The organism is Alkalihalobacillus sp. R86527 (assembly GCF_042466185.1).
Lineage (GTDB): Bacteria > Bacillota > Bacilli > Bacillales > Guptibacillaceae > Guptibacillus.
The window spans coordinates 676,061-698,378 of the sequence record NZ_JAXHBW010000001.1; the positions used below are offsets into that span (position 1 = coordinate 676,061).

A 22,318-nucleotide genomic window follows, 5' to 3' on the forward strand; every position below is an offset into this window, starting at 1 on the left:
TATTTCTATTTAAAAGCGGGGGGATTCATTTTGAACAAAGTAATGAATATTGTACTATTACTAGCATGTATTGTTGTTATTATATTAGGAAAGAGTCATTGGGAAAGTAGAGCGACTGATTATAATGGAAGCGCAGGGGCTACTGAGCAAGTAGGTGCAGAAGAGGTCAATAATAAAGATAATAAGAGTCAGGCATCGGAAGAAGTTAGCGAGCTTGCCTCCAATCTTCCTAAGGAAATAAAAGAAGAGCTTCAAAAGGAAGAACTTCCTATAACTGTTGAAGCCGTAGGTTCTTCAGCTACGTCTGAAGATCGTGTTGGGTGGCCTGCGGTACTGCAAGAGAATCTGGATAATACCTATGGAGAAGGCGTATTTGAACTAACAGTTACTTCGTTTGGTGACAAAACGTCTGATGAAGTGGCGCAGGAAATCAATCCTGGTAACGTTGATGTGTTGTTATTAGAACCATTTTTGCTTAAGAATAATGGGATCTTAAGGATCGAAGATTCACTTGAGTTGACTACGAACATGATTAATAAATATAAAAAAGTAAATGAGGATGTCACCATTATGCTTCAGCCATCGAATCCTTTGTATGATGCAATACATTATCCTTTACAAGTAGAGGAACTCGAAAGGTTTGCTAATGAAAATGATTATGTTTACATTGATCATTGGGAAGCATGGCCAGCATTAGATGACGAGAAAATGAACGAGTACTTAACTGAAGAAAGCGAGCCTAACGAAATGGGGCATAATATTTGGGCGCAATATTTAACGTCTTATTTTACAGGTAATTAAGCGAAACAGTTTGATATAATAGGAAGAGTGGTATAAAAATATAGTGAATCAAAAAGACATCATATGACAGATGTCTTTTTGATTTTAGGCGATTTTTAGTCGTTTTAACAAAATAATTGATATTGAAAATAATTGCTATACAATTACTATAGAAGATTTAATTATATAGATGTCTTTACAAGTATGTTCATAAAATACAAAGTCCGGTAGAAAACTATATATAGGAAAATGAAAAGGAGATTTTACACATATGAATTTTGCAATTGTAGGCTGTGGTCACATAGCAAAGAAACATGCTGATGCAATTCAAGCAGCTGATGGTGCTACACTATTTGCTGTTTGTGATACTGTTTCTGAGAAAATGGAACCATTTGTAATAGATTATGGTGTTGAAGCTTTTGATGATTTTAGCAAATTATTGGCGAATGACAACGTCGATGTGATTAATATCTGTACTCCTAGTGGCTTTCATGGCGACCTAGCTGTACAAGCAGCTGCTGCAGGTAAGCACATCGTTGTGGAAAAGCCGATTGCTCTTACTCTTGAAGATTCTCAACGTATTATAGATGCATGTAAAGAAAATAATGTTAAGCTATCAGTAGTGCATCCAAACCGCTTTAGACCGGTGATGATGGAGATTAAGGAATTAATGAATCAAGGTAAAATCGGTAAATTAAGTCATGCGAATGCTACTGTAAGATGGAATCGCAATCAGGCTTATTATGACCAGGCACCTTGGAGAGGGACTAAATCCCTAGATGGTGGCGTTTTGATGAATCAAGCGATACATAATCTAGACTTGATTCTATGGCTTATGGGTGATGTTGAAGAAGTCTACAGCATGAGTGCAACAAGACTTAGAGATATTGAAGCAGAAGATGTTTCAACAGGCGTTATTCGATTTAAAAATGGTTCTCTAGGTATGATTGAAGCTGCCACTACTATTTATCCGAAGAATCTTGAAGAAACAATCAGTTTGTTCGGAGAAACTGGATCTGTGAAGATTGGTGGAACGACAGCGACTCTGTTTGAACATTTGACGATCGAAGACCTTAACGATGAAGAAAGCAACACGCTTATAGAGAAAGTAAAAGCTGATCCATTTGGTAAACCAGGGCATCAATGGATTATCGAGGATATGGTAAAAGCTATTGAGGAAGACCGCGAGCCTGTTGTTACAGGTGAAGATGGTAAGAAGGCGCTAGCACTAGTATTAGCGCTGTATGACTCAGCAGAAAAGAACACTCCAGTTAGAGTACTTGATTAATATAAAAGAAAGTAGGAATAATCATGGTTGATATTCAGTTGAACACGAATGCAAAGGAACTATTAGCAAAAATTGAAAACAAAACAGCTACGATCGGTGTTGTCGGATTAGGTTATGTTGGTCTACCGCTAGCAGTCGAAAAAGCAAAAGCTGGTTACAATGTTATTGGTTTTGATGTTCAAGAAAAGCGAGTTGGTCTCGTTAACGATGGTATTAATTATATTGGAGATGTTGTTGAAGAAGAGCTTGCTGAGTACGTTGAGAAAAAACAACTCGTTGCAACGACAGATTATTCAAGAATTTCTGATGTAGATGCAGTAGCGATCTGTGTGCCAACACCTCTTGATGTGTACAAGCAGCCGGATACGTCATATGTTGAGAGCTCCGCAAAAGAAATTGCGAAGTATCTACATGATGGCATGCTCGTCGTTCTAGAAAGTACAACTTACCCAGGTACAACTCAAGAGGTCTTAAAACCGATTCTTGAAGCAACTGGTAAAGTTTGTGGTGAAGACTTGTTCATCGCATATTCTCCAGAACGAGTTGACCCAGGTAATAAAATTTACAATACAAAGAATACACCAAAAGTTGTTGGTGGTATTACGCCATCATGTACAACTGTCGCGTCTGCAATGTACCGTAACGTGTTAGAGGGTGATGTTCATGAAGTGTCAAGCCCTTCTGTTGCTGAGATGGAGAAGATTTTGGAAAACACATTCCGAAACATCAACATCGCACTTGCAAACGAAATGGCTATTCTTTGTAATAAGATGAACATCGACGTTTGGGAAGTAATCGATGCTGCAGCAACAAAGCCTTACGGATTCATGCCGTTCTACCCTGGACCAGGGCTTGGTGGTCACTGTATTCCTATCGATCCCTTCTACCTTACTTGGAAAGCAAGAGAATTTGACTACCATACGCGTTTGATCGAAATTGCAGGTGAGATCAATACGAGTATGCCTGACTTTGTTATTGATCGTTGCATGCAGATCTTGAACAAAGATAAAAAAGCTCTGAACGGTGCGCGCGTAGTCGTACTTGGCGTTGCATATAAGAAGGATATTGAAGATGTACGTGAATCTCCAGTATTGCCTATTCTTGAACAATTAGAAGAAGCAGGAGCAGATTGGATCGTAGCAGATCCACATGTTGAATCATTTAAAGTTGCGGAAAAAGTGAATGAAACGGTTTCCCTAACTGAAGAACTGGTTGAGAATGCTGACTTAGTAGTGTTAGCAACTGACCATTCTGACTTTGATTATCAAATGATTGCAGAGAGAAGTCCAGTTATCTTTGATACACGTAATGCTTTCAAAAATGTAGAAAAACCAGCTAAATACTATAAACTTTAAACTACAAAATGGCTTGCATGCTCTTCGTGAGCGTGCTTGCCATTGTTTGTATGCATTCTAAAATTTGACTTGAGGTGATCACGTGAAATTTATTACTGTCCTTGGAGCTCGCCCTCAATTTATTAAAGCTGCTCCCGTTTCTAGAGAGTTAAGGAAGCGTCATGAAGAGCTTATCATCCATACTGGTCAACACTATGATAAGAATATGTCTGATATTTTCTTCGATGAACTTCACATACCAAAGCCAGATTACCACCTTGGTATCGGCTCATCTTCCCATGGAAAGCAAACTGGAGAAATGTTATCTCAAATCGAAGAGATACTATTGAATGAGGGTCCAGATTATGTGTTGGTCTACGGTGATACTAACTCAACGCTTGCAGGTTCACTAAGTGCAGCAAAGCTACATATTCCAGTTGTACATGTTGAAGCTGGACTACGTAGTTTTAATAAAAAGATGCCTGAAGAAATAAATCGTATTATGACTGATCATGTATCGGATTATTTATTCTGTCCTACGGATACTGCAGTTCAGAACTTAACGAACGAATCCATTACTGATCACGTCTATAATATTGGTGATGTTATGTATGATGCAGTCGAATACAATCGCAAGCTTGCGGAAGATAAATCTGATGTGTTGAATGTACATGGTTTAACTTCGAAAGAGTATTACTTGATTACAGTTCATCGTGCTGAAAATACTGATGTGAAAGAAAACATCGAAGAAATTCTCAATGCATTTAAGGAAATACCAGAACCAAAGGTATGGCCGATCCACCCCCGAACACGTCACGTCATCGAAAAACTTGGTTTAAATCTTGATGAGATTCCAAATCTCCATGTGATTGAACCAGTAGGCTATCTAGATATGCTTACTCTTGAGAGTCATGCTATCAAGGTTCTTACTGATTCAGGTGGGGTACAGAAAGAAGCTTACTTCATGAAAGTTCCTTGTGTAACGATGCGTGAGCAAACCGAGTGGGTAGAAACGCTTGAGAGTGATGCCAATATCCTTGTGGGTACCGATAAGGAAAAGATTTTGAATGCTGTTAAGAAGGATGTTTATCCAGAATATAAGACAATTTTTGGTGACGGAGATGCATCATCAAAAATCGTAGCAACTTTCGAGTAAAGTAGAGGAGTTCATTTATGAAAGTCATGTTATTGAGTCAGCATTTTCCACCAGAGGTAGGTGCACCACAAATAAGGTTGTATGAAGTGAGTAAAGAACTTCAGCGAAAAGGGCATCAAGTTGAAATCGTTACTGCTTTCCCGCACCATCCTCATGGCATTATTCCTGATGAGTATAAAGGGAAATTTTATCAAAAAGATTCGTATGATGGACTAACCGTACATCGTAGCTGGATCTATCCGAGTCCTAAGGGGAGCTTCTGGAGGCGTTTGACTTCCTATTTTTCTTTTACATTTAGTGCTTTTTATCCCATTATAAAAGCTAAGCCTACTGATGTGATTATTTGCAATTCTCCTCCATTGTTTTTGGGAATTACAGCTTATATTGCTTCGAAAATGAAAAGAGCAAAATTTGTGTTTAATATCGCTGATATCTGGCCAGAATCTGCTGTCGAGCTTGGCATTGTTAAAAATAAAAACTTTATTCGATTAGCGCAAAAATTAGAAGACTGGCTATATCGAAAGTCATGGAAACTTGCAGCAGCAACAGAAGGCATTGCACAATACTTAAAAGACAAAGGCATAAAGGAACAAAACGTTTTCTTACTTCCTAATGGAGTAAATATTAAAACGTTTAATCGTGAACCTAAAGACGAAGAGTGGATAAACAAGCTTCAATTTGAAGGGAAAACTGTTTATACGTTTGCCGGTCGAATAGGATATGCGCAAGGATTAGAGTCTGTTTTGAAGGCAATTTCACAAGTGAAAGATCGTGATGATTTGCGATTCCTATTTATTGGTGATGGTCCTGAGAAAGACAATCTAATCCAACTCAAAGAAGAGTTGCACCTTGATAATGTCGTTTTTCATGATTCCGTTCCCGTAAGTGAAATGCCAAAAGTGTTCTCCATTACTGATTACAGTATTGTATCACTTAAAGATCTTGAGCTCTTCAAAGGCGCACGCCCATCTAAGATTTTTCCAGCGCTTGCTTCTGGAGTACCAATTCTTTATTGTGGCGCAGGTGAAAGTGTGAACTTACTCGAGAATAATAAATGCGGAATCGTTGCAGAGCCTGAAAACTCAAAAGATATCTCTGAGAAGATTAGATATTGTGCTGATCTTACACCTGAACAATATGAAGAGCTATCAGTAAATGGTCGCAATTTCGTTGTGAATGAATATTCTTGGGAAAAAATCGTGGGAGATTTACTAGAAGAGCTCTCAGATTAAGGAGTTGTCTTTATTGACACATGTATTAGTTGTTCCTTCTGGTTATCCTGAAGAATTGATTCCATACCGCGGTATATTTTACAAAAGACAAGCAGAGTCACTACACCATGAGAATGATATCGAGGTTTCTGTGGCTTATCCAGAGATATGGAGTATTAAAACTCTTGGAAAGCAAACAGATAAATCAGGATTAACGGTGAGTGAAGAGAATGGTTTGTGTACCTATAGATTGAAGGGTTATAATTTTTTCGCAAACCTTCCTTACACAACAGAAGGTATCTTTTATAATCGATTAAAAAAATTATATAATAAGCTTGTTTCTGAGCAAGGGAAGCCAACTGTTATCCATGCTCATAGTTGTCTCTGGGGAGGATATGCTGCAGCAAAAATAAGTGAGGAAGAGAATATTCCTCTTGTGATTACAGAGCACTCCTCCGTATTTGGAAGAAATTTATTAAAGCCTTACCAAAAAAGACTTGTGAAGTATGCTTTAAACCAAGCTGATGAGATTATCGCAGTAGGTCCAAGACTGCGTAATGAACTAGCAGACTACACATCGAAGCCTATTCATTTAATTCCTAATGCAGTTGATCCTTCGTTTTTCCAAGTTCCAGACAAGTCGCCACAAGAGCCTTTCCGGTTTGTCTCGATTGCAAATTTAAATCGTAACAAAGGCATGGATGTTCTCATTAAAGCCTTTGAAGAAAAATTCAAAGGTTCTAATGTTGAACTGAAAATTGGTGGCGATGGTCCTATACGAGGTGAGCTTGAAAACCTTGTTCGAGAGAAAGGACTTACAGATCAAATACAATTCCTTGGCGCATTGGATAAAGAACAAGTGAAACATGCACTAGAAGAAGCCCATGTCTTTGTATTAGCAAGTAGATATGAGACCTTTGGTGTTGTATTAGTCGAAGCGATGGCTGCAGGGAAACCGCTTATAGCAACTCGATGTGGCGGCCCAGAAGCAATCGTATCAGATCGCACTGGATTACTTGTTCCAGTCGATGATAGCGATTTGTTAGGGACCGCGATGAGCAACTTGAGGGAGAGCTTTGGCGATTATCATAAAGAAGACATTAGATCGGAATGTAAAGAACGATTTAGTGAAACGTCAGTTAATCAACAAATACAACAGATTTATCGAAATGTAACTAAAAACATGGAAAAGATTGTGAAGTGATAAAATGAATATTTGTCACCTGACTTCCGTCCATCAGTCGATGGATACAAGAATTTTAATAAAAGAATGCCAATCGCTAGCAAAAGCAGGTCATTCTGTTACGTATATCGTCCCAAATGCAGAAACACGAATGGAGCATGGCGTTCAGATTTTAGGTGTTGAGGCGAAAGAGGAAAAGCCTCTCAATCGCATGAGAAAAACGACATCTGCCGTATTCCAAAAGGCAGTTGAAGTGGATGCTGATGTGTATCATTTTCATGATCCGGAACTTATGCCGATCGGTCTTAAGTTAAAAAAACGTGGGAAAACAGTAATCTATGACGTACATGAAGACTTGCCTCAGCAAATCATGTCCAAGCAGTGGATTCCTGGTAAGCTACGAAAAGGAATCTCGTTTGGTTCGGAAAAATTTGAACGCTTTGCATCAAAGCGTTTCGATGCAGTCGTCACAGCTACCCCTCATATAAATGAACGATTTAAAACGTACAATAAAAATAGCATCACTATTCATAACTATCCTTTGTTAAACGAATTGATGAAGGATGTAGAAGCTGAAGAAAAACCAGCTAAAGATTCAAATGCATTTTCAGTGGTTTATCTCGGAGGGATCTATTTACTTAGAGGAATTAAAGAGATGATTCGTTCCGTTGAGAAGGTCAATGAAACAACTTCAGCTAAATTTATCCTTGGAGGTTCGTTTGCGCCACCTGCTTTGCATGAAGATGTGAAAGAGATGAGTGGATGGAATCATGTTGATTTTCGAGGATACCTAGATCGAGCTGCTGTAAAAGATACGCTGTCTGAAGCGAACGCAGGACTTGTCCTTTTACACCCTGAACCCAGATTTATTGTCTCGCTTCCAATCAAGATGTTTGAATATATGTCTGCAGGCATTCCTGTTATTGCATCAAATTTTCCACTTTGGAAAGAAATCGTGGAGTCGAACAATTGCGGAATTTGTGTAGATCCATTAAATATAGATGACGTTTCTAAAGCAATGATCTGGTTGAAAGAGAACCCAGAGAAAGCAAAAGAAATGGGAGAAAACGGTCGTAAGGCAGTAGAGCAATACTATAATTGGGACAAAGAAAGCGAACGACTTATAGCGTTATACGAAGAATTAGTAAAATAATCATTTAAAAAGAGAGGTTGTTTATATAATGAAAGTACCTATGCTGGACTTAACAGAGCAGTTTCAGAACTTAAAAGGTGACATCATGCCTGCACTTGAAGAAGTCATGTCTAGTGCGCAATTTATCCTTGGTAAAAATGTTAAAAAGCTTGAAAGTGACATAGCTGAATACAGTAATGCATCTCACGGTGTTGGAGTAGCTAACGGAAGTGACGCATTGCATATTTCACTACTTGGGTGTGGAGTAGAGCAAGGGGATGAAGTTATTTGTCCAGCATTCACGTTCTTTGCAACTGCTGGAGCTATTGCTCGTATTGGCGCAAAACCGGTATTTGTCGATATCGATGAAAAAACGTATAACATTGATCCAAAGAAAGTAAAAGAAGCTGTAACAGAAAAAACAAAAGCGATTATTCCTGTACACTTATATGGACAAATGGCAGATATGGATGCATTAAAAGCAATTGCTGATGAGCACAACTTAGCGATTGTGGAAGATGCTGCACAGGCTATTGGTTCAGAATATAAAGGAAAAAAAGTGGGAGAGTTAGGAACAACGGCAACCTATAGTTTCTTTCCAACAAAAAACCTTGGCGCTTACGGGGATGCTGGAATGATCATCACAAGTGATGATGAAATCGCTGAAAAAATGCGTGTTATCCGCGTTCACGGAAGTAAACCGAAATACTATCACCATGTATTAGGATATAACAGCCGTTTGGATGAACTTCAGGCAGCGATTTTAAATGTGAAATTCGCGCACCTCAATGACTGGAGCAAACAAAGAAGAGAAAATGCTTCTGTATATACAGAATTACTACAAGAAAAGCTTGGTGACCATGTTGTAACACCTTATGTGGAGGAGCACAACTATCATATTTTCCACCAATATACGATCCGTGTGTCAAAAAGGGCCGAGCTTCAGAGCTTCTTGAAAGAACAGGGCGTAGCATCAATGGTTTATTACCCTAAAGCTTTACATCTTCAGCCAGTGTTTTCTGAACTAGGTTATAATGAAGGTGATCTTCCTGTTACAGAAAAAGCATGTGATGAAGTGATTTCGTTACCAATGTTCCCTGAACTCACTCGCGAACAACAGGAATATGTTGTTGAGAAAATTCAAGAATTCTACGGCGTATAAAAACAAGAAGCAAAGGGTGTTAAAATGAAACCTGTAAGAGTTGGCGAAAATGTAGTTATAGGCGAGAATGTTACTTTCGGAGAAAACGTTGTTGTCGGTCACAATGTCATTATTTATGATGGCGTTCAAATTGGAGATGGCGTAATGGTTCAGGATAATGCTGTTATCGGTAAACAGCCCGCTAGAGCCAAAAATTCAATTCTACCTGACGTAAAAAAGCTACCTCCTACCATTATTGGTGCGGGAACAACAATTGGAACATCTTCTATTATTTATGCGAATGCAGAGCTTGGAGAAGACGTATTTGTTGCTGATTTAGCTACCATTCGCGAGCGTGTTACGATTGGAGAAAAAACAATCGTAGGTCGTGGAGTAGCTGTAGAAAACGATTGTAAGGTCGGTCAAAAGTGTAAGCTTGAAACGAACTGTTATATTACTGCTTATTCAGAGCTAGGTGACTTTGTCTTTGTAGCTCCATATGTTGTCACTACAAATGATAACTACCTTGCGCGATCAACTGAGCGATATGATCACTTCAAAGGTGTCACCATTAAAGATGGAGGAAGGATAGGAGCAAATGCCACTATTCTACCTGGTAAAGTCATTCATGAAGATGGCACTGTTGCAGCTGCTAGCGTCGTTACAAAAGATGTAGAAGCAGAAACAATCGTTGTTGGCTCCCCTGCTAAGTCACTACGAAAAGTTCCTGAAAGCCAATTACTAAGAAATCAATAAAAGATCCCGAATAGTTGATGATAAGGCCTTTTCTCGGTATTAATTGAGGAAAGGCCATTCAATTGTTTGGATAAATACTTTATGCAATAATTAACAAAGCAAAAAAGTGATTGAACAAGCAATAAATTACTCATAAGTACGAATGATATAACTATATAGACGCAACAGTTTCCCGAATATGTGATAATTCTTGATATTTGTTGGATTTGTCATAATAAATGTTATTCTTATGGTTAGAGTTTAGTTATAATAATAGTAACTAACGAAGGCTAGGATAAGAAATGAGGCGCTAAGTTTTGAGTAATAATAAGTCTAGAATTAGGCGAAGGAAGAAACGCTCACTGCTAAGAAAAATATTTCTTTTGGTTTTAATTGTTGTAGTTGGTGTTGGAGGGTATGCAGCTTATCTGGCTTTTCAAGGTTGGCAGGCGTCCAAACAAACATACAACGAATTAGATAGAGGGAATCAGTCCGAATTAAGAAAAGATGCAATCAGCATAGGGGAGGACCCTTTTTCAATATTAATGATGGGTGTTGAGGATTATTCAACCGGAGGAGAAAACGGGAGAACAGATACACTTATCTTATTAACGATTGACCCTAAAGAAAAAACAGCTAAAATGGTAAGTATTCCTCGTGATACCAGGGTTGAGATCGTTGGTAGGGGAGAAAAAGATAAAATAAATCACGCGCATGCATTTGGCGGACCAGATATGACGATTGAAACAGTAGAGAAATTCTTAGATGTACCAGTTGATTACTATGTTAAAGCTAATTTCGAAGGATTCAAAAGCGTGATCGATGACCTTGATGGCGTAAAAGTAGAGGTACCTTTTGACTTCTGGGAATATAGCGATGAAGAACATGGGAAAAAGATTTATTTTGAAGAAGGATCGATGCAATTGGACGGTGAAGAAGCACTAGCTTATGTACGTATGAGACGATTCGATAGTGACTTCGGTAGAAGTGATCGTCAGAAACAGGTCATTCAAGCCGCAATCAGCAAAGTATTTACTGCAAAAGGTCTTTTTAAAGTTGACGAGATTGCCGGACACCTTGGAGAGAACATTTCAACAAATTTACGTGCTGGAGAGCTTTTCTCCCTTCAACGTCAATTTAAAGATATGCCGAGTGACGGAATTGAGACACTTAAATTTAATGGAGAAGACGCACGAATTAATGGCGTTTACTATTTCCAGCCATATGAAGAAAGCGTGAACGAGATTTCAGCCGCTCTTCAACAACATTTAAATCACACTTCAACTTCATCTGGGGATTAACATCTCCCCGGATGTTTTTTATGGACAGATCCTTGAAATTTATATGTAGGAGAGGCTTTAAATGAGCAATAAATCTTTTGGTTCAGATCTTTTTTATTACGCAATTACTTACATTGTTCCAATGATTGTAGGTTTTATGCTTGTTCCTATATTTACTGAACGATTTACTACAGAGGAGTTTGGACAATATAGTTTGATTAATTCCACAGTAGGGTTATTAGGTATCATCTCAGTGAATTGGATTAATGTTGCTTTTATCCGTTTTTACAGTACGAGTGAGAAAGAACAAACAGAAGACCAACTCATTTCAGTTTCATTTTTGATGGCCTTACTAACTGCAACGTTTTTATCTGTTCTGATCTATATAGGTGCTGAGCTGGGGATAACGGAAAAAATCATACCAGAAAAGTATGCTCTGATCAGTATTGTTCTTTTGTTTTCTGCAAACCTGCATTCATTTATGTTTTCTTATTTAAGAGCTAAAAGGAAAGCAAGGTTTGCAACTATACTAACATCCGTTACTGTTATTACACGCTTTTTACTATTTTTATATTTATTAGGTGTTATTCAATCACCAATCAATGCACTAATTTTATCTACAATTATTTCAGATATCATTTATATAGGTGTGGTAATTTTCAGAGAAAGAAATGGTTTGCGACTCATTAAAAGAAGTGATATCGATTTCGCATATATAAAACCATACGTAATGTACGGATTACCGTTCATTCTTATTCTAGGTGTTCACTGGTTATTAACGTTATCCGATCGCTATATGATTGAGTTTTTGAGAGATAGTCAAGAAGTTGGAATTTATTCCATCAACTACTCTTTTGCTCAACAAATCATGATGCCGCTCATTACAATTTTCATGACGACAGCTGAGCCGATATTGTTTCGATTAAGTGAGAATAATACAGAAACTGAGCTTAATGGAGTCCTGAACAAAATTTTCAAATACTTTCTTCTCGTATTGATTCCATGTGCTGTAGGTCTAGCAGCAGTTTCAGATAACCTGGCTAACCTATTTATAAAAAACGATTTTCAGGAAGGGTATATTATCATGCCCATCGTGACGTTTGGTTTCCTCTTTCTTGGAATAAGACAATATTTTAATAAAAGCCTTGAAATCATTAAGAGAAGTAAAGAAATCGCAAACATCTCAGTTGTTGCCGCACTCATTAATATTGGATTGAACTTTGTCCTTATTCCGTTATATGGGTATGTTGGAGCAGCCTACGCGACACTCGCTTCTTACGTAGTCTATTTCTTACTTAGTTATTATAAGACAGTGAACTTAACGACAATCAAAATCTCGTTTAGTAAAGCACACGTTCAAACGATTATTGCCGCTATCGCAATGGGAGCTTGTGTATTTGGAGTTGGTCGTCTTCCGTTTGGAAATGTTATTCTTGAAATCATCCTACAGATTCTATTAGGGATGATGGTGTACATGCTGATATTGTTGTCGTTTGGTACGGTTAAGAATGAAAAGGACTACATTATTGCAAAGCTAGGTAAAGTTAGAAAGAAGGTTTCAAAATAATGAATGAATCGATTATTTATCGTGAGTATGTATCTTCAGATTTCGATAGCTACAAGCAATTATACAAAGCAGTCTTTTCAAAAGAGATGAGTGCGGAGCATTTCAATTGGAAGTTTAAAAGTGAAGATATGAATGCGATTATTTTTTGTGCTGTAAATGAGAAAGGGGATCTCATTGGATCTAGGGTAGTCATGATCACAAAAATCACGGTGGGAGCAAAGACATATAAAGCTGCCCAATCTGTCGATTCAATGGTGCATCCAGACTTTCAAGGGCAAGGAATTTATAAACAGCTGAATTTACATGCTATTGAAGCCTTAAAGCAGAAAGACATCAGCATGATTATGACATTCCCTAACCATAATTCATTACCACCTCTAGAAAAGCTAGGGTGGAAGAAAATCGCACCTATTTCAGTTTATGCGAAAGTCCTTCGCTACGAGTCCTTAGCGGGTTCTAAGAAGTTTCTAAAGATTCCACTTCGTACAATCGATAAGCTGTTATCGATGAAAAGGAAGAAGTTCACGTACAAAATGGATACCGTCGATACATTTAATCAACACCAAAAGGAATTTATTAAGCATGCTTTAAAAAATAAAATTCATCAAAATAGAAGTGAAGCGTTCTTGGAATGGAAATACACTCAAAAGCCTGATGCAAACTATGTAAAAGTTGTTCTATCTAAAGAGGAAGCCATCCATGGAATTTGCGTCATTCGCATGGATAACCATCCTACAAAAACTTCAGGTGTCATAACGGAATTTATTGTAGCAGATGATCAAAAGAAGCAAGAGCTTTTAGAGAATCTTCTTTCATACTGTCGAAAGGAATTGGAAATTGATATTCTTAAATTGTGGGAAGTGGAAGACCTTGAACTTTCGGTTTCCCTTAAGAAAAGTCATTTTATTAAAAAGCCATCTTCTGTATGGTTTTCTATTAAGTATTTACAAGGGCTAGAGGAAAGCGAAGAATATATAAATGATGCTTCCCATTGGTACATAGCATGGGGAGATGCGGATACTGCATAATTAGGAATTGGGGTGAAAATAATGAGTTCAGTAAAACAAACGATCAGGCCGCTTGCTCAGTATTTATATGGGTTCAAGGTGAAGCGATCTCTTAATCAATGGATAAAAGAAAACGAAGCAGCGATTCGAGATCGTAATCGTCTCGTCGATTCTTTTTCAGGAGAGCGTGTCCTGATATTGGCTCCGCACGTTGATGATGAGATTATTGGTTGTGGCGGTGCGATTCTTCAGTATTTAAAAGAAGGAAAAGAAGTCCATATTGCATTCTTAACGGATGGAAGAAATAAAGGCTCAAAGAATAATAGTACGGAGGAAATTATTAAAGAAAGAAAGGGAGAAGCCATTGAAGTGGCTAAGGCGGTAGGGATACCTGTCGAGCATATCCATTTCCTTGACGCAGAGGATACTAACCTTGTCCAAGAAGATCTTACTGCTCCTCTTTATGAGTTGTTTTCCACAATCAAACCAGAGCGTGTCTTTCTTCCTGTGTTGATCGATACACACATCGATCACTATGCAGTGAGCATGAAGCTTTTTGAGTTGTATGAGAGGAATCCTGAAGTGTTTGAAGACACCACTTTAATGATTTATGAAGTTCAAAGTCCAATTTCGCCACTATACTCAAACTGCATACTAAACATTACGTCACACATGGATAAGAAACTGTCTCTTTTATCTTATTATAAATCTCAAAATACGACCTTTAAATTCCTCCCGATTATGAACGAATTTAATGGTTGCTTACTTGATGAAGGAAAGCATGCTGAGTTATATATCGAAGTTTCACCTGACGTATATATGGAGTTTGTAAGAAGTCACTTTCAGGATCTTTCTACATATAAAGGTTTGAAAAGTAATTTGGTTGTTCATATCGATTATTTAACAACATTAAAATCATATGAGTCCGTATTCAAAACTAAGCAGTTGCTAAATAAAATTAATTAAAAAGAGAGCACAGGTTTCTGTGCTCCTTGTTATTTTCTAATAGCTGTACTAAATGAAAATATTTTCTTTGTGGTATTAATCAGTGGTTTCTTTCGCTTGTCTCCAATCAATCCAACAATTTCTGCTGTTAATTGTATGGAGATTAGAATCAACCCTAAGATAATAAAAGAACCCCAGAGCGTTGCGTTAGAGAAGAGGACGGCTGAAATTCCGAAGAATCCTCCAAGACCATAGATTATTAAGACAGTTGTTCTATGGCTATACCCCATAGAAAGAAGACAGTGATGAAGATGGGATTTATCCGGATCTGATATTTTCTTCTTAGTAATGATGCGTCTAAGAATGGCGAAGAACGTATCAAATATAGGTACGGCGAGAATAATAACTGGGATAATAAAGCTGAAAAGCGTTACGCTTTTGAAGAACCCCATTAACGAAACGATCGAGATCGCGTACCCAAGGAATAGAGCCCCTGTATCGCCCATAAAAATCTTTGCTGGATGAAAATTAAATACTAGAAACCCTAACGTACTTCCAATCAATACAAGAGTTAACGAGATTACTAGAAGATTCCCGTTAAAAATCGCCATGATTAACATGGAAGAGAACGCTATTGTTGAAATTCCTCCAGCTAGACCATCTAAACCATCAATCAGATTAATCGCATTGGTAATTCCTACGATCCAAAGAACAGTGACGACGTATCCGAAAGGACCTAAGTCTAGTATTCCTTCAAAAGGTAGAGCGATAAAATCAATTTTGAGTCCGGACTGAACCACGATGCTGGCTGCTAAAAGCTGAGCTACCATCTTTATACCTGCAGATAATGTATATTTATCATCAAGAAAACCTATTACTAGAATAATAGCTGCTCCTACTAGAATGTGAGACATATAAGACGAATACGGAGACAGATAAAGAAAGCCAACACTACTTCCTATTACGATTGCTGCTCCACCAAGTCTCGGCATTACCGCCTTATGGACTTTTCTATGATCAGGCTGATCGACAGCTCCGATTTTGATAGCAAACATTTTCACGAATGGAGTAGCGAGGATGGATACAACGAATGATAATAAAAAGCCAATGATAAGCTGTGATATTGTAAACATTTCCCTTCACCTACTTAAGAGTATACAATCTTAAATAATCATAACAGAAACATCAGAAGATGCAACGAATTTACGAATACTTTTAAATGGAATTTTCGACAAAATGTTATTGAAAAGCATTAGGTTAAATGGAATAATTTATTATGGCAATAATGAGATAGGGAGGTTTCGCACAAAACGAATGACTGAAATTTTTGTAGGAGTTGAAATTTCGTGGTAATGATCACCAATCTGTTAAAGAATATCTATATACAAATACTAATTTCCTTTATTGCTGCTATATTGATTAGCATTACTATAGTACCTGTGCTTACAGGTTTGAATGATAAAGTTGCTTTGGGTGCCATTGTTATAAGTATCCCAGCCTTCCTTCTTACAGTGAAGATCTTAAAAATAGCGAGAGGGAAACTAAAGTTACATGAACTACTACTATATTTACTAATAGCAACTTCGTTTATAGGACCTGCTATAACCTTTAAGCTTGGTCCTATATCCATGTTTCCATTTAGAGCATTATATTTGGTAGTAGTTCCCATGTTTCTTCTTTACTTATATAAGAAAAAAGATATAATGGAATGGCGTCATATACCATATAAATCCATATTTCTATTCTTGATTTTCTGGATCATCCTGGCGTTAACCTCATTAATTTGGGCGAAATCCTTAACGTTAGGAATCAAGAATGTTTTCTATTTAAGTCTTGGTATATCACTTGTATTTATCATCACGTTCTTCTTCACTAAATTGAAGCATTATGTAACATTCTTCTATTTGTGGATCGGGATGTTAGTACTCTTGGTAATGTTAGGTTTCTGGAATCATCTCACTCAACAGCATTTGAGCGTTTCAAGAATCAACGATCTTGCAGAATATATGCAGAGCGTACCTACAGCTGTGTTTGGTAATGAGAATGATTACGCTAGCTATCTTGCCATAAGTATTTTCTTCGTAGTTAGTATGATTAAGTATCAAAGAAACTGGTTTATTAAGTTGATGGGACTGGCATTGGTGCTAGCTTCTATCTATATTATCTATGTAACCTCTTCACGAGCAAACTATATTTCAATATTACTTGGATTTGGTGTTTGGCTCCTCCTCTATGGCGGGAAGAAACTAAAAGCCGTCGCCTTTTCAGCGTTGATCGCTGGTGTCTTTTTGGTCGGCACGCTATTCTACACGAAAGTCATGACAGTGCTTATGAAGATCAAATCAGAAGTTTTCGTTACTAATGATGGGGGTTCCATCGATGTGCGAACGAACATCCTAAAGAATGTTTATGCTTATTTTGAAGGCTCTTATGGATTTGGAGTAGGTGCAGGAAATGCACAATATTATTTAAAAAACCATGCGATCTACCCAATCGACATCTTTTCCAATGTCCATAATTGGTGGGCTGAAATTATGGTGAATTACGGAGCGATCGTGATCGCTGGTTATCTCGCTATGTATGTAAGTGTGTTATACATCTTGTTTACAATTTCGAAGAAGAAGACTGATACCAAAATAAGTATGATAAGTGAAGCACTTACAACAAGCCTTGTCGTATTTTCTCTTGCAAGCATAAGTCCAAGTTCAATCTTAACCTTAAACTATCATTGGATGTTGTTTGCTTTTGCAATAGGATTTATTGTGTACGATTCAACTCAAAATACTTATCGTGGTACAACCATAACAGGAGGTAAACCTTAGATGAAAAGTTACCTAGACAGTATTTACAAACGGTTTAAAAAATTTATTTGGATCTTATTGTTAATCCCGATATTAACGGCAGGAATTTCCTATATTATAGAGGTGAATACACCAGTAAAGTACACAGCATATTCAGAGATCGCTCTCGGAAATTTTGAACACGTACGTTACACGGAAACGAGGACGGTCAAAGAATTTTTACCAACCACTGCATATTTAAAAAAACTTGATGAGAAATATGACTTTTCAATGCCAGCAACAGAACTTTCAAAACAGTTGACGGTTGGTGAAAAAACAGGAAAGATCTTGACGTTGACGTTAGTTGGAAATGATGAAGATATGGTTAAAAAATCTTTAAATGAAGTAACAGAAGCATTTATTAACGAAAGTGATGAAATTCAAGAAAAAAATAAAGCTTTGTTTGAGGAAAAGATTGAAAAGTTGGAGTCATTACCTGATGCTCCTGAATCAGCTATTGATAAGCAAGATTTTCTATTAGAATTAGTAACATATTTAGACGAGATGCGAGAGACGGATATTAATGAGGAGGTAACGATTAAGAACACGATAGGCGAACCGTTAAAGCGAGCGATTTTTGGTTTTCTTGTCGGCTTTATCATCAGCGTATTTATTCTGGTCTTGCCTGAATTCTTAAGAAGAGAAGAAAAGTAATAAAAAAAACAGCCGCTTTGGCTGTTTTTTTATTGAATTAAGGCTAAAATCTTTTTAATAGTGGATAATATTGGCGTTGGCTTTTCTTTCAGCCATCCAAGTATTTCTGATGTGAATTGCATGGCGAACAGGAATATACCGACGATAAACAATGTCCCCCAAACAACAGAAGATGTAAAAACAATAGCTGATAATCCAAAGAGGGAACTCATTAAATAGATGATTAACACTGTTCCTCGATGTCCAAAACCTAATGCAAGAAGGTTATGGTGTAAGTGAAATTTATCTGGTGCTGAGATTTGCTGTTTGTTCTTAATCCTTCTAATAATTGCAAAGAATGTATCAAAAATAGGTACAGCGAGAATGAGTACGGGTAAAACAAAACTGAAGATCGCAACACTTTTGAAGAAGCCGATTACCGAGAGTACTGCAATCATGTACCCTAGGAAGAGTGCTCCAGTGTCACCCATAAATATTTTTGCGGGATGGAAGTTAAAGATTAGAAATCCTAACGTACCCCCGATTAAAATTATGGCGATTCCAGCGACAAATAAATTATTATTTAATACTGCTACAGTAAAGATGGAAGTAAGGGCAATGGTCGATACTCCTGCAGCTAGTCCATCCAATCCATCAATTAAATTAATTGCATTCGTGACTCCGACGATCCAAAATACTGTCACTGCGTAGCTTGCAATGCCGAGTTCAATCTTACCAATAAACGGAAGAGCAACAAAATCAATCGTTAAGCCAGTACTAACTACAAGTAGTGCGGCAGCGATTTGGGCAATAAATTTAACTTTTGCACTGAGAGTATATTTATCATCTAGGATACCAACAATGATAATAATCAATGCTCCAAGAATAATTCTTAAAGGAGTATCCAAAAATTGTGATAAATAAAGGTATCCAGCAAAAAATCCAATTACAAATGCTAAACCGCCAAGTCTTGGCATTAATTTTTTGTGTACTTTTCGATTATTAGGCTGATCAACAACACCCATTTTTATAGCCAATTTCATCACTAACGGTGTAACTGCTACAGTTGTGAGTAAAGCTATAAAAAAAGCGATGCTAAGGTCAAGCCATGATGGCATGTTTTTCACCTACTTTACTATGCATTCACATAACATTTCCCTCTTTCGTGAAAATGAAAACTCTGTCATGCTCTTTCTTGATAACTTAGTTATATGCTTCGACAAAAAAACACATACTCCATAATGATATCAAAATACTGGGAAGATAGGGAATGAGTTTTATTAAATTATATTAAGATAATTTTGGGTTTTATGAAGGAACATCAACTTCAATATAAAGCTGGTTATGCACGCTGACGGTGCCTTTCCCACTTGTTAAATTCGTTATCCACTCTATGAAAGTTTCTTCTTCACCTCGCTCTACTATAACGATTACCTGTACATTGTCTAAATAATTTATTTCCTTCAGTATATAATTCGACGAACGAATTTCGTTTTCGACTTTCCCAAGCAAAGTATAGTCGATATTTGTCTGTATTTTTGTCATAAGCTTTCGTTCAACTATTCCTGTAGCATTTATTCCTTCAGAAACGGTTTGGCCGTATGCACGGATCAAGCCTCCTGCACCTAGTTTAATCCCCCCAAAGTATCGGGTAACTACGACGGTAGTATCTTTCAGCTGTTTCTTCTTTAGGACCTCTAACATTGGGACACCTGCCGTTCCGGAAGGCTCTCCATCGTCGTTTGCTTTTTGAATGTTGTCCTGTTCCCCAATTAAGTATGCTGAGCAATTATGGGTAGCGTTGTTATGGTTTTTTTTGATATGTTGGATGAACGCTTGGGCTTCTTCTTCAGTAGTTGTTCGTTTCACATGGGCGATGAAGCGAGATTTCTGAACAACCATTTCAGATTCTCCTTCACCTTTCACAGTTAAATAAGAGTTAAGCAAAATTATAACCTCCAGATTCCCTTACAATTTTTTGGTCGGAAGGGGATTTGTTCTTTATTATCGAATAGTATCTAAATAAAGAATACTAATATGACTTGGGAACACGCGATTTAGACATATTCATTATAAGTGTCCTAAATTAATCCATCAAATATTATTCCTGATGACATAAACAGACGGTCCGATACGAATTTTGTAAAAGAAGTACTTTTGGACTATCTTTTCTCGACGTCCGTCTCCTAAAGAAATGGAGGAGTAAGCTTGAGTTTTCAAAAGTTAGATCCAAACGCGCTAGATGCCATTCTAGATAGAACAATGGAAAGCATTAACACAAGCAAATCAAAGCTGTTCGAAATCGGAGAGCACTCTCATGAAGAGTATCAAGAGCTAAATGAGCAACTTCAACTTTTAAAAGAAGATTTACGCACTGTTCAGAAATTGAGAGAAAATAGGCTTCAAGAGGATCGAATCGCTCGAGCAGAGCTTGTGAAAATCAGTAAGAATTTTCATAACTATGGCGAACCTGTTATTAGAAAAGCCTATGAGCAGGCTTCGGAAGCACAAATTAAACTCTCTATAAGTCTAGAGAAAGAAACTAGGTTGAAAGATCAAATAGCTGGCATAGAAAATAGGATCTTATCGGTAAGGAAAACATCTGATAAAGCTGAGTCATTTATGAGTCAAATTTCTACAGTACTTAGCTTTTTAGGCGGAGAGCTAAGACAGTATGGTGAAGCGATAGAAGATGCTAAAAGAAAACAAGAGTATGGTCTACGTATTATTGAAGCTCAAGAAGAGGAAAGGAAGCGTCTCTCTAGGGAAATTCATGACGGTCCAGCCCAGGTACTTGCGAACGTATTGTTGAGGTCACAGTTAATCGAACGAATTTACGAAAAAAAAGGAAAAGATGAAGCGTTTAAAGAGATTAAAGATATGCGAAGTTTAATTGAAGACGCTTTAACAGAAGTAAGAAGGTTAATTTATGATCTCAGGCCGATGGCTCTCGATGATCTTGGTCTCATTCCAACCTTACTAAAATATTTAAATCGAGTTGATGAACGATCAAACGCTGATATTACTTTCGAATACTATGAAGGAATACAGCGAATGCACGTCCGATTAGAAGCTGCAATCTTCCGCCTGGTGCAAGAAGCCACCCAAAATGCAATCAAACATGCAGAAGCTAGCAAAATACATGTTGACCTGACACTAGATGGTGATAAGATTGTGGTAACGATTCAAGATAATGGAATAGGTTTCGATGTGAATGTGCGTAAAGATCAATCTTTCGGCTTGTTAGGTATGAAAGAACGAGTCGGCTTATTAAATGGTACGATTAAAGTTGATTCAACGCCAAAAAAGGGTACATATATTTTAATAAGAATCCCGATACATGAACAGGAGGGCGTGTAAGCGATGTATACAGCAAAAGCTTTAACAAAAATTGTTATAATAGATGATCATCGACTATTTCGTGAGGGTGTAAAACGGATTTTGGATATGGAAGATGATTTTGAAGTAATCGCCGAGGGCGATGATGGTGGAGACGCGCTTCGCCTTGTAGAGGACCATAAGCCTGATGTTGTTTTGATGGACATCAATATGCCTCATGTAAATGGTGTGGAAGCTACTAGGCAGTTAATTGAACAAGTTCCAGATACAAAAGTTATCATCCTTTCCATTCATGATGATGAAACATATGTTACTCATGCGGTAAAGACAGGAGCAGCTGGTTACCTTCTGAAAGAAATGGATGCGAACTCTCTTGTAGAAGCTGTAAAAGTTGTAGCTTCTGGAGGAGCGTATATTCATCCGAAAGTTACTCATAATTTAGTAGACGAATACAGAAGACTTGCAACTGAAGGTAAGAGAACGACTGCACAGATTGGCTTTAAAGAAGTTGAATATCGAAAACCACTTCATATCTTAACACGTAGAGAGTGTGAAGTTCTCCAGTTATTAACGGATGGTAAAAGCAATCGTTCGATTGGAGAAGAACTTTTCATTAGTGAAAAGACAGTTAAAAACCATGTATCAAACATTCTCCAAAAAATGAATGTAAACGACCGCACACAAGCGGTTGTAGAAGCGATAAAAAAAGGTTGGGTAAAGGTGCGCTGATGCGCATCTTTTTTTTGT

20 protein-coding genes are annotated in these 22,318 nt (G+C 37.4%); 17 read left to right on the plus strand and 3 right to left on the minus strand.

What is annotated here, in order from left to right:
• The first annotated feature begins 30 nt into the window (after positions 1-30).
• The 13 genes from SJY16_RS03420 to SJY16_RS03480 all read left to right on the plus strand — a co-directional run bounded on the left by SJY16_RS03420 (position 31) and on the right by SJY16_RS03480 (position 14,780).
• Positions 31-801 (plus strand): SGNH/GDSL hydrolase family protein, encoded by a 771-nt coding sequence (locus tag SJY16_RS03420; RefSeq protein ID WP_377887682.1) that lies wholly within the window; start codon positions 31-33, stop codon positions 799-801.
• A gap of 250 nt (positions 802-1,051) precedes the next feature.
• On the plus strand, positions 1,052-2,068 hold the full coding sequence (locus tag SJY16_RS03425) for a Gfo/Idh/MocA family protein (RefSeq protein WP_377887683.1): 1,017 nt from the start codon (positions 1,052-1,054) through the stop codon (positions 2,066-2,068).
• A gap of 23 nt (positions 2,069-2,091) precedes the next feature.
• Positions 2,092-3,423 carry a nucleotide sugar dehydrogenase gene (locus SJY16_RS03430; RefSeq protein WP_377887684.1) on the plus strand — a complete coding sequence of 444 codons (1,332 nt, stop codon included), beginning with the start codon at positions 2,092-2,094 and terminating at the stop codon, positions 3,421-3,423.
• 82 nt (positions 3,424-3,505) lie between these two features.
• Entirely contained in the window at positions 3,506-4,558 is a 1,053-nt protein-coding gene (gene wecB, locus SJY16_RS03435) for a non-hydrolyzing UDP-N-acetylglucosamine 2-epimerase (protein WP_377887685.1), read from the plus strand.
• 17 nt (positions 4,559-4,575) lie between these two features.
• Complete coding sequence (locus SJY16_RS03440) at positions 4,576-5,790, plus strand: glycosyltransferase family 4 protein (protein WP_377887686.1); 1,215 nt, start codon at positions 4,576-4,578, stop codon at positions 5,788-5,790.
• Between the two features lie 13 nt (positions 5,791-5,803).
• Positions 5,804-6,973: a glycosyltransferase gene (locus SJY16_RS03445; RefSeq protein ID WP_377887687.1), complete on the plus strand. Its 1,170-nt coding sequence runs from the start codon at positions 5,804-5,806 to the stop codon at positions 6,971-6,973.
• Positions 6,974-6,977: 4 nt separating this feature from the next.
• Complete coding sequence (locus SJY16_RS03450) at positions 6,978-8,105, plus strand: glycosyltransferase family 4 protein (protein ID WP_377887688.1); 1,128 nt, start codon at positions 6,978-6,980, stop codon at positions 8,103-8,105.
• Positions 8,106-8,133: 28 nt separating this feature from the next.
• Positions 8,134-9,246, plus strand: a complete 1,113-nt coding sequence (locus SJY16_RS03455; protein WP_377887689.1) for a DegT/DnrJ/EryC1/StrS family aminotransferase — start codon at positions 8,134-8,136, stop codon at positions 9,244-9,246.
• Positions 9,247-9,270: 24 nt separating this feature from the next.
• Positions 9,271-9,981: an acyltransferase gene (locus SJY16_RS03460; protein WP_377887690.1), complete on the plus strand. Its 711-nt coding sequence runs from the start codon at positions 9,271-9,273 to the stop codon at positions 9,979-9,981.
• Between the two features lie 296 nt (positions 9,982-10,277).
• Positions 10,278-11,261: an LCP family protein gene (locus SJY16_RS03465; RefSeq protein WP_377887692.1), complete on the plus strand. Its 984-nt coding sequence runs from the start codon at positions 10,278-10,280 to the stop codon at positions 11,259-11,261.
• Between the two features lie 61 nt (positions 11,262-11,322).
• Complete coding sequence (locus tag SJY16_RS03470; protein ID WP_377887693.1) at positions 11,323-12,807, plus strand: flippase; 1,485 nt, start codon at positions 11,323-11,325, stop codon at positions 12,805-12,807.
• Positions 12,807-13,835 (plus strand): GNAT family N-acetyltransferase, encoded by a 1,029-nt coding sequence (locus SJY16_RS03475; protein WP_377887694.1) that lies wholly within the window; start codon positions 12,807-12,809, stop codon positions 13,833-13,835. The genes SJY16_RS03470 and SJY16_RS03475 overlap by 1 nt, the downstream gene beginning before the upstream one ends.
• 21 nt (positions 13,836-13,856) lie before the next feature.
• A complete protein-coding gene (locus SJY16_RS03480; RefSeq protein ID WP_377887695.1) occupies positions 13,857-14,780 on the plus strand; it encodes a PIG-L deacetylase family protein in 924 nt (307 codons plus the stop codon).
• 29 nt (positions 14,781-14,809) lie between these two features.
• Here the strand turns inward: SJY16_RS03480 and SJY16_RS03485 are convergent, their stop codons facing one another.
• A complete protein-coding gene (locus tag SJY16_RS03485; RefSeq protein ID WP_377887696.1) occupies positions 14,810-15,892 on the minus strand; it encodes a glycosyltransferase family 4 protein in 1,083 nt (360 codons plus the stop codon).
• Positions 15,893-16,111: 219 nt separating this feature from the next.
• Here SJY16_RS03485 and SJY16_RS03490 point away from each other — a divergent pair, with 219 nt between their 5' ends.
• A complete protein-coding gene (locus SJY16_RS03490) occupies positions 16,112-17,581 on the plus strand; it encodes an O-antigen ligase family protein (protein ID WP_377892037.1) in 1,470 nt (489 codons plus the stop codon).
• Positions 17,582-18,253: a hypothetical protein gene (locus SJY16_RS03495; protein ID WP_377887697.1), complete on the plus strand. Its 672-nt coding sequence runs from the start codon at positions 17,582-17,584 to the stop codon at positions 18,251-18,253. It begins immediately after the preceding gene.
• 29 nt (positions 18,254-18,282) lie between these two features.
• Here SJY16_RS03495 and SJY16_RS03500 read toward each other — a convergent pair whose 3' ends face one another.
• Both SJY16_RS03500 and SJY16_RS03505 read right to left on the minus strand, forming a co-directional pair.
• Entirely contained in the window at positions 18,283-19,350 is a 1,068-nt protein-coding gene (locus SJY16_RS03500) for a glycosyltransferase family 4 protein (RefSeq protein WP_377887698.1), read from the minus strand.
• Positions 19,351-19,540: 190 nt separating this feature from the next.
• A complete protein-coding gene (locus SJY16_RS03505; RefSeq protein ID WP_377887699.1) occupies positions 19,541-20,179 on the minus strand; it encodes a YigZ family protein in 639 nt (212 codons plus the stop codon).
• 261 nt (positions 20,180-20,440) lie between these two features.
• Between SJY16_RS03505 and SJY16_RS03510 the strand changes: the two genes are divergently transcribed.
• The gene (locus SJY16_RS03510; RefSeq protein ID WP_377887700.1) at positions 20,441-21,592 is read left to right on the plus strand and encodes a sensor histidine kinase; all 1,152 of its coding nucleotides are present in this window, start codon (positions 20,441-20,443) and stop codon (positions 21,590-21,592) included.
• A 3-nt stretch (positions 21,593-21,595) separates the two neighbouring features.
• Positions 21,596-22,300 (plus strand): response regulator, encoded by a 705-nt coding sequence (locus SJY16_RS03515; protein ID WP_270180112.1) that lies wholly within the window; start codon positions 21,596-21,598, stop codon positions 22,298-22,300.
• Positions 22,301-22,318 lie beyond the last annotated feature (18 nt).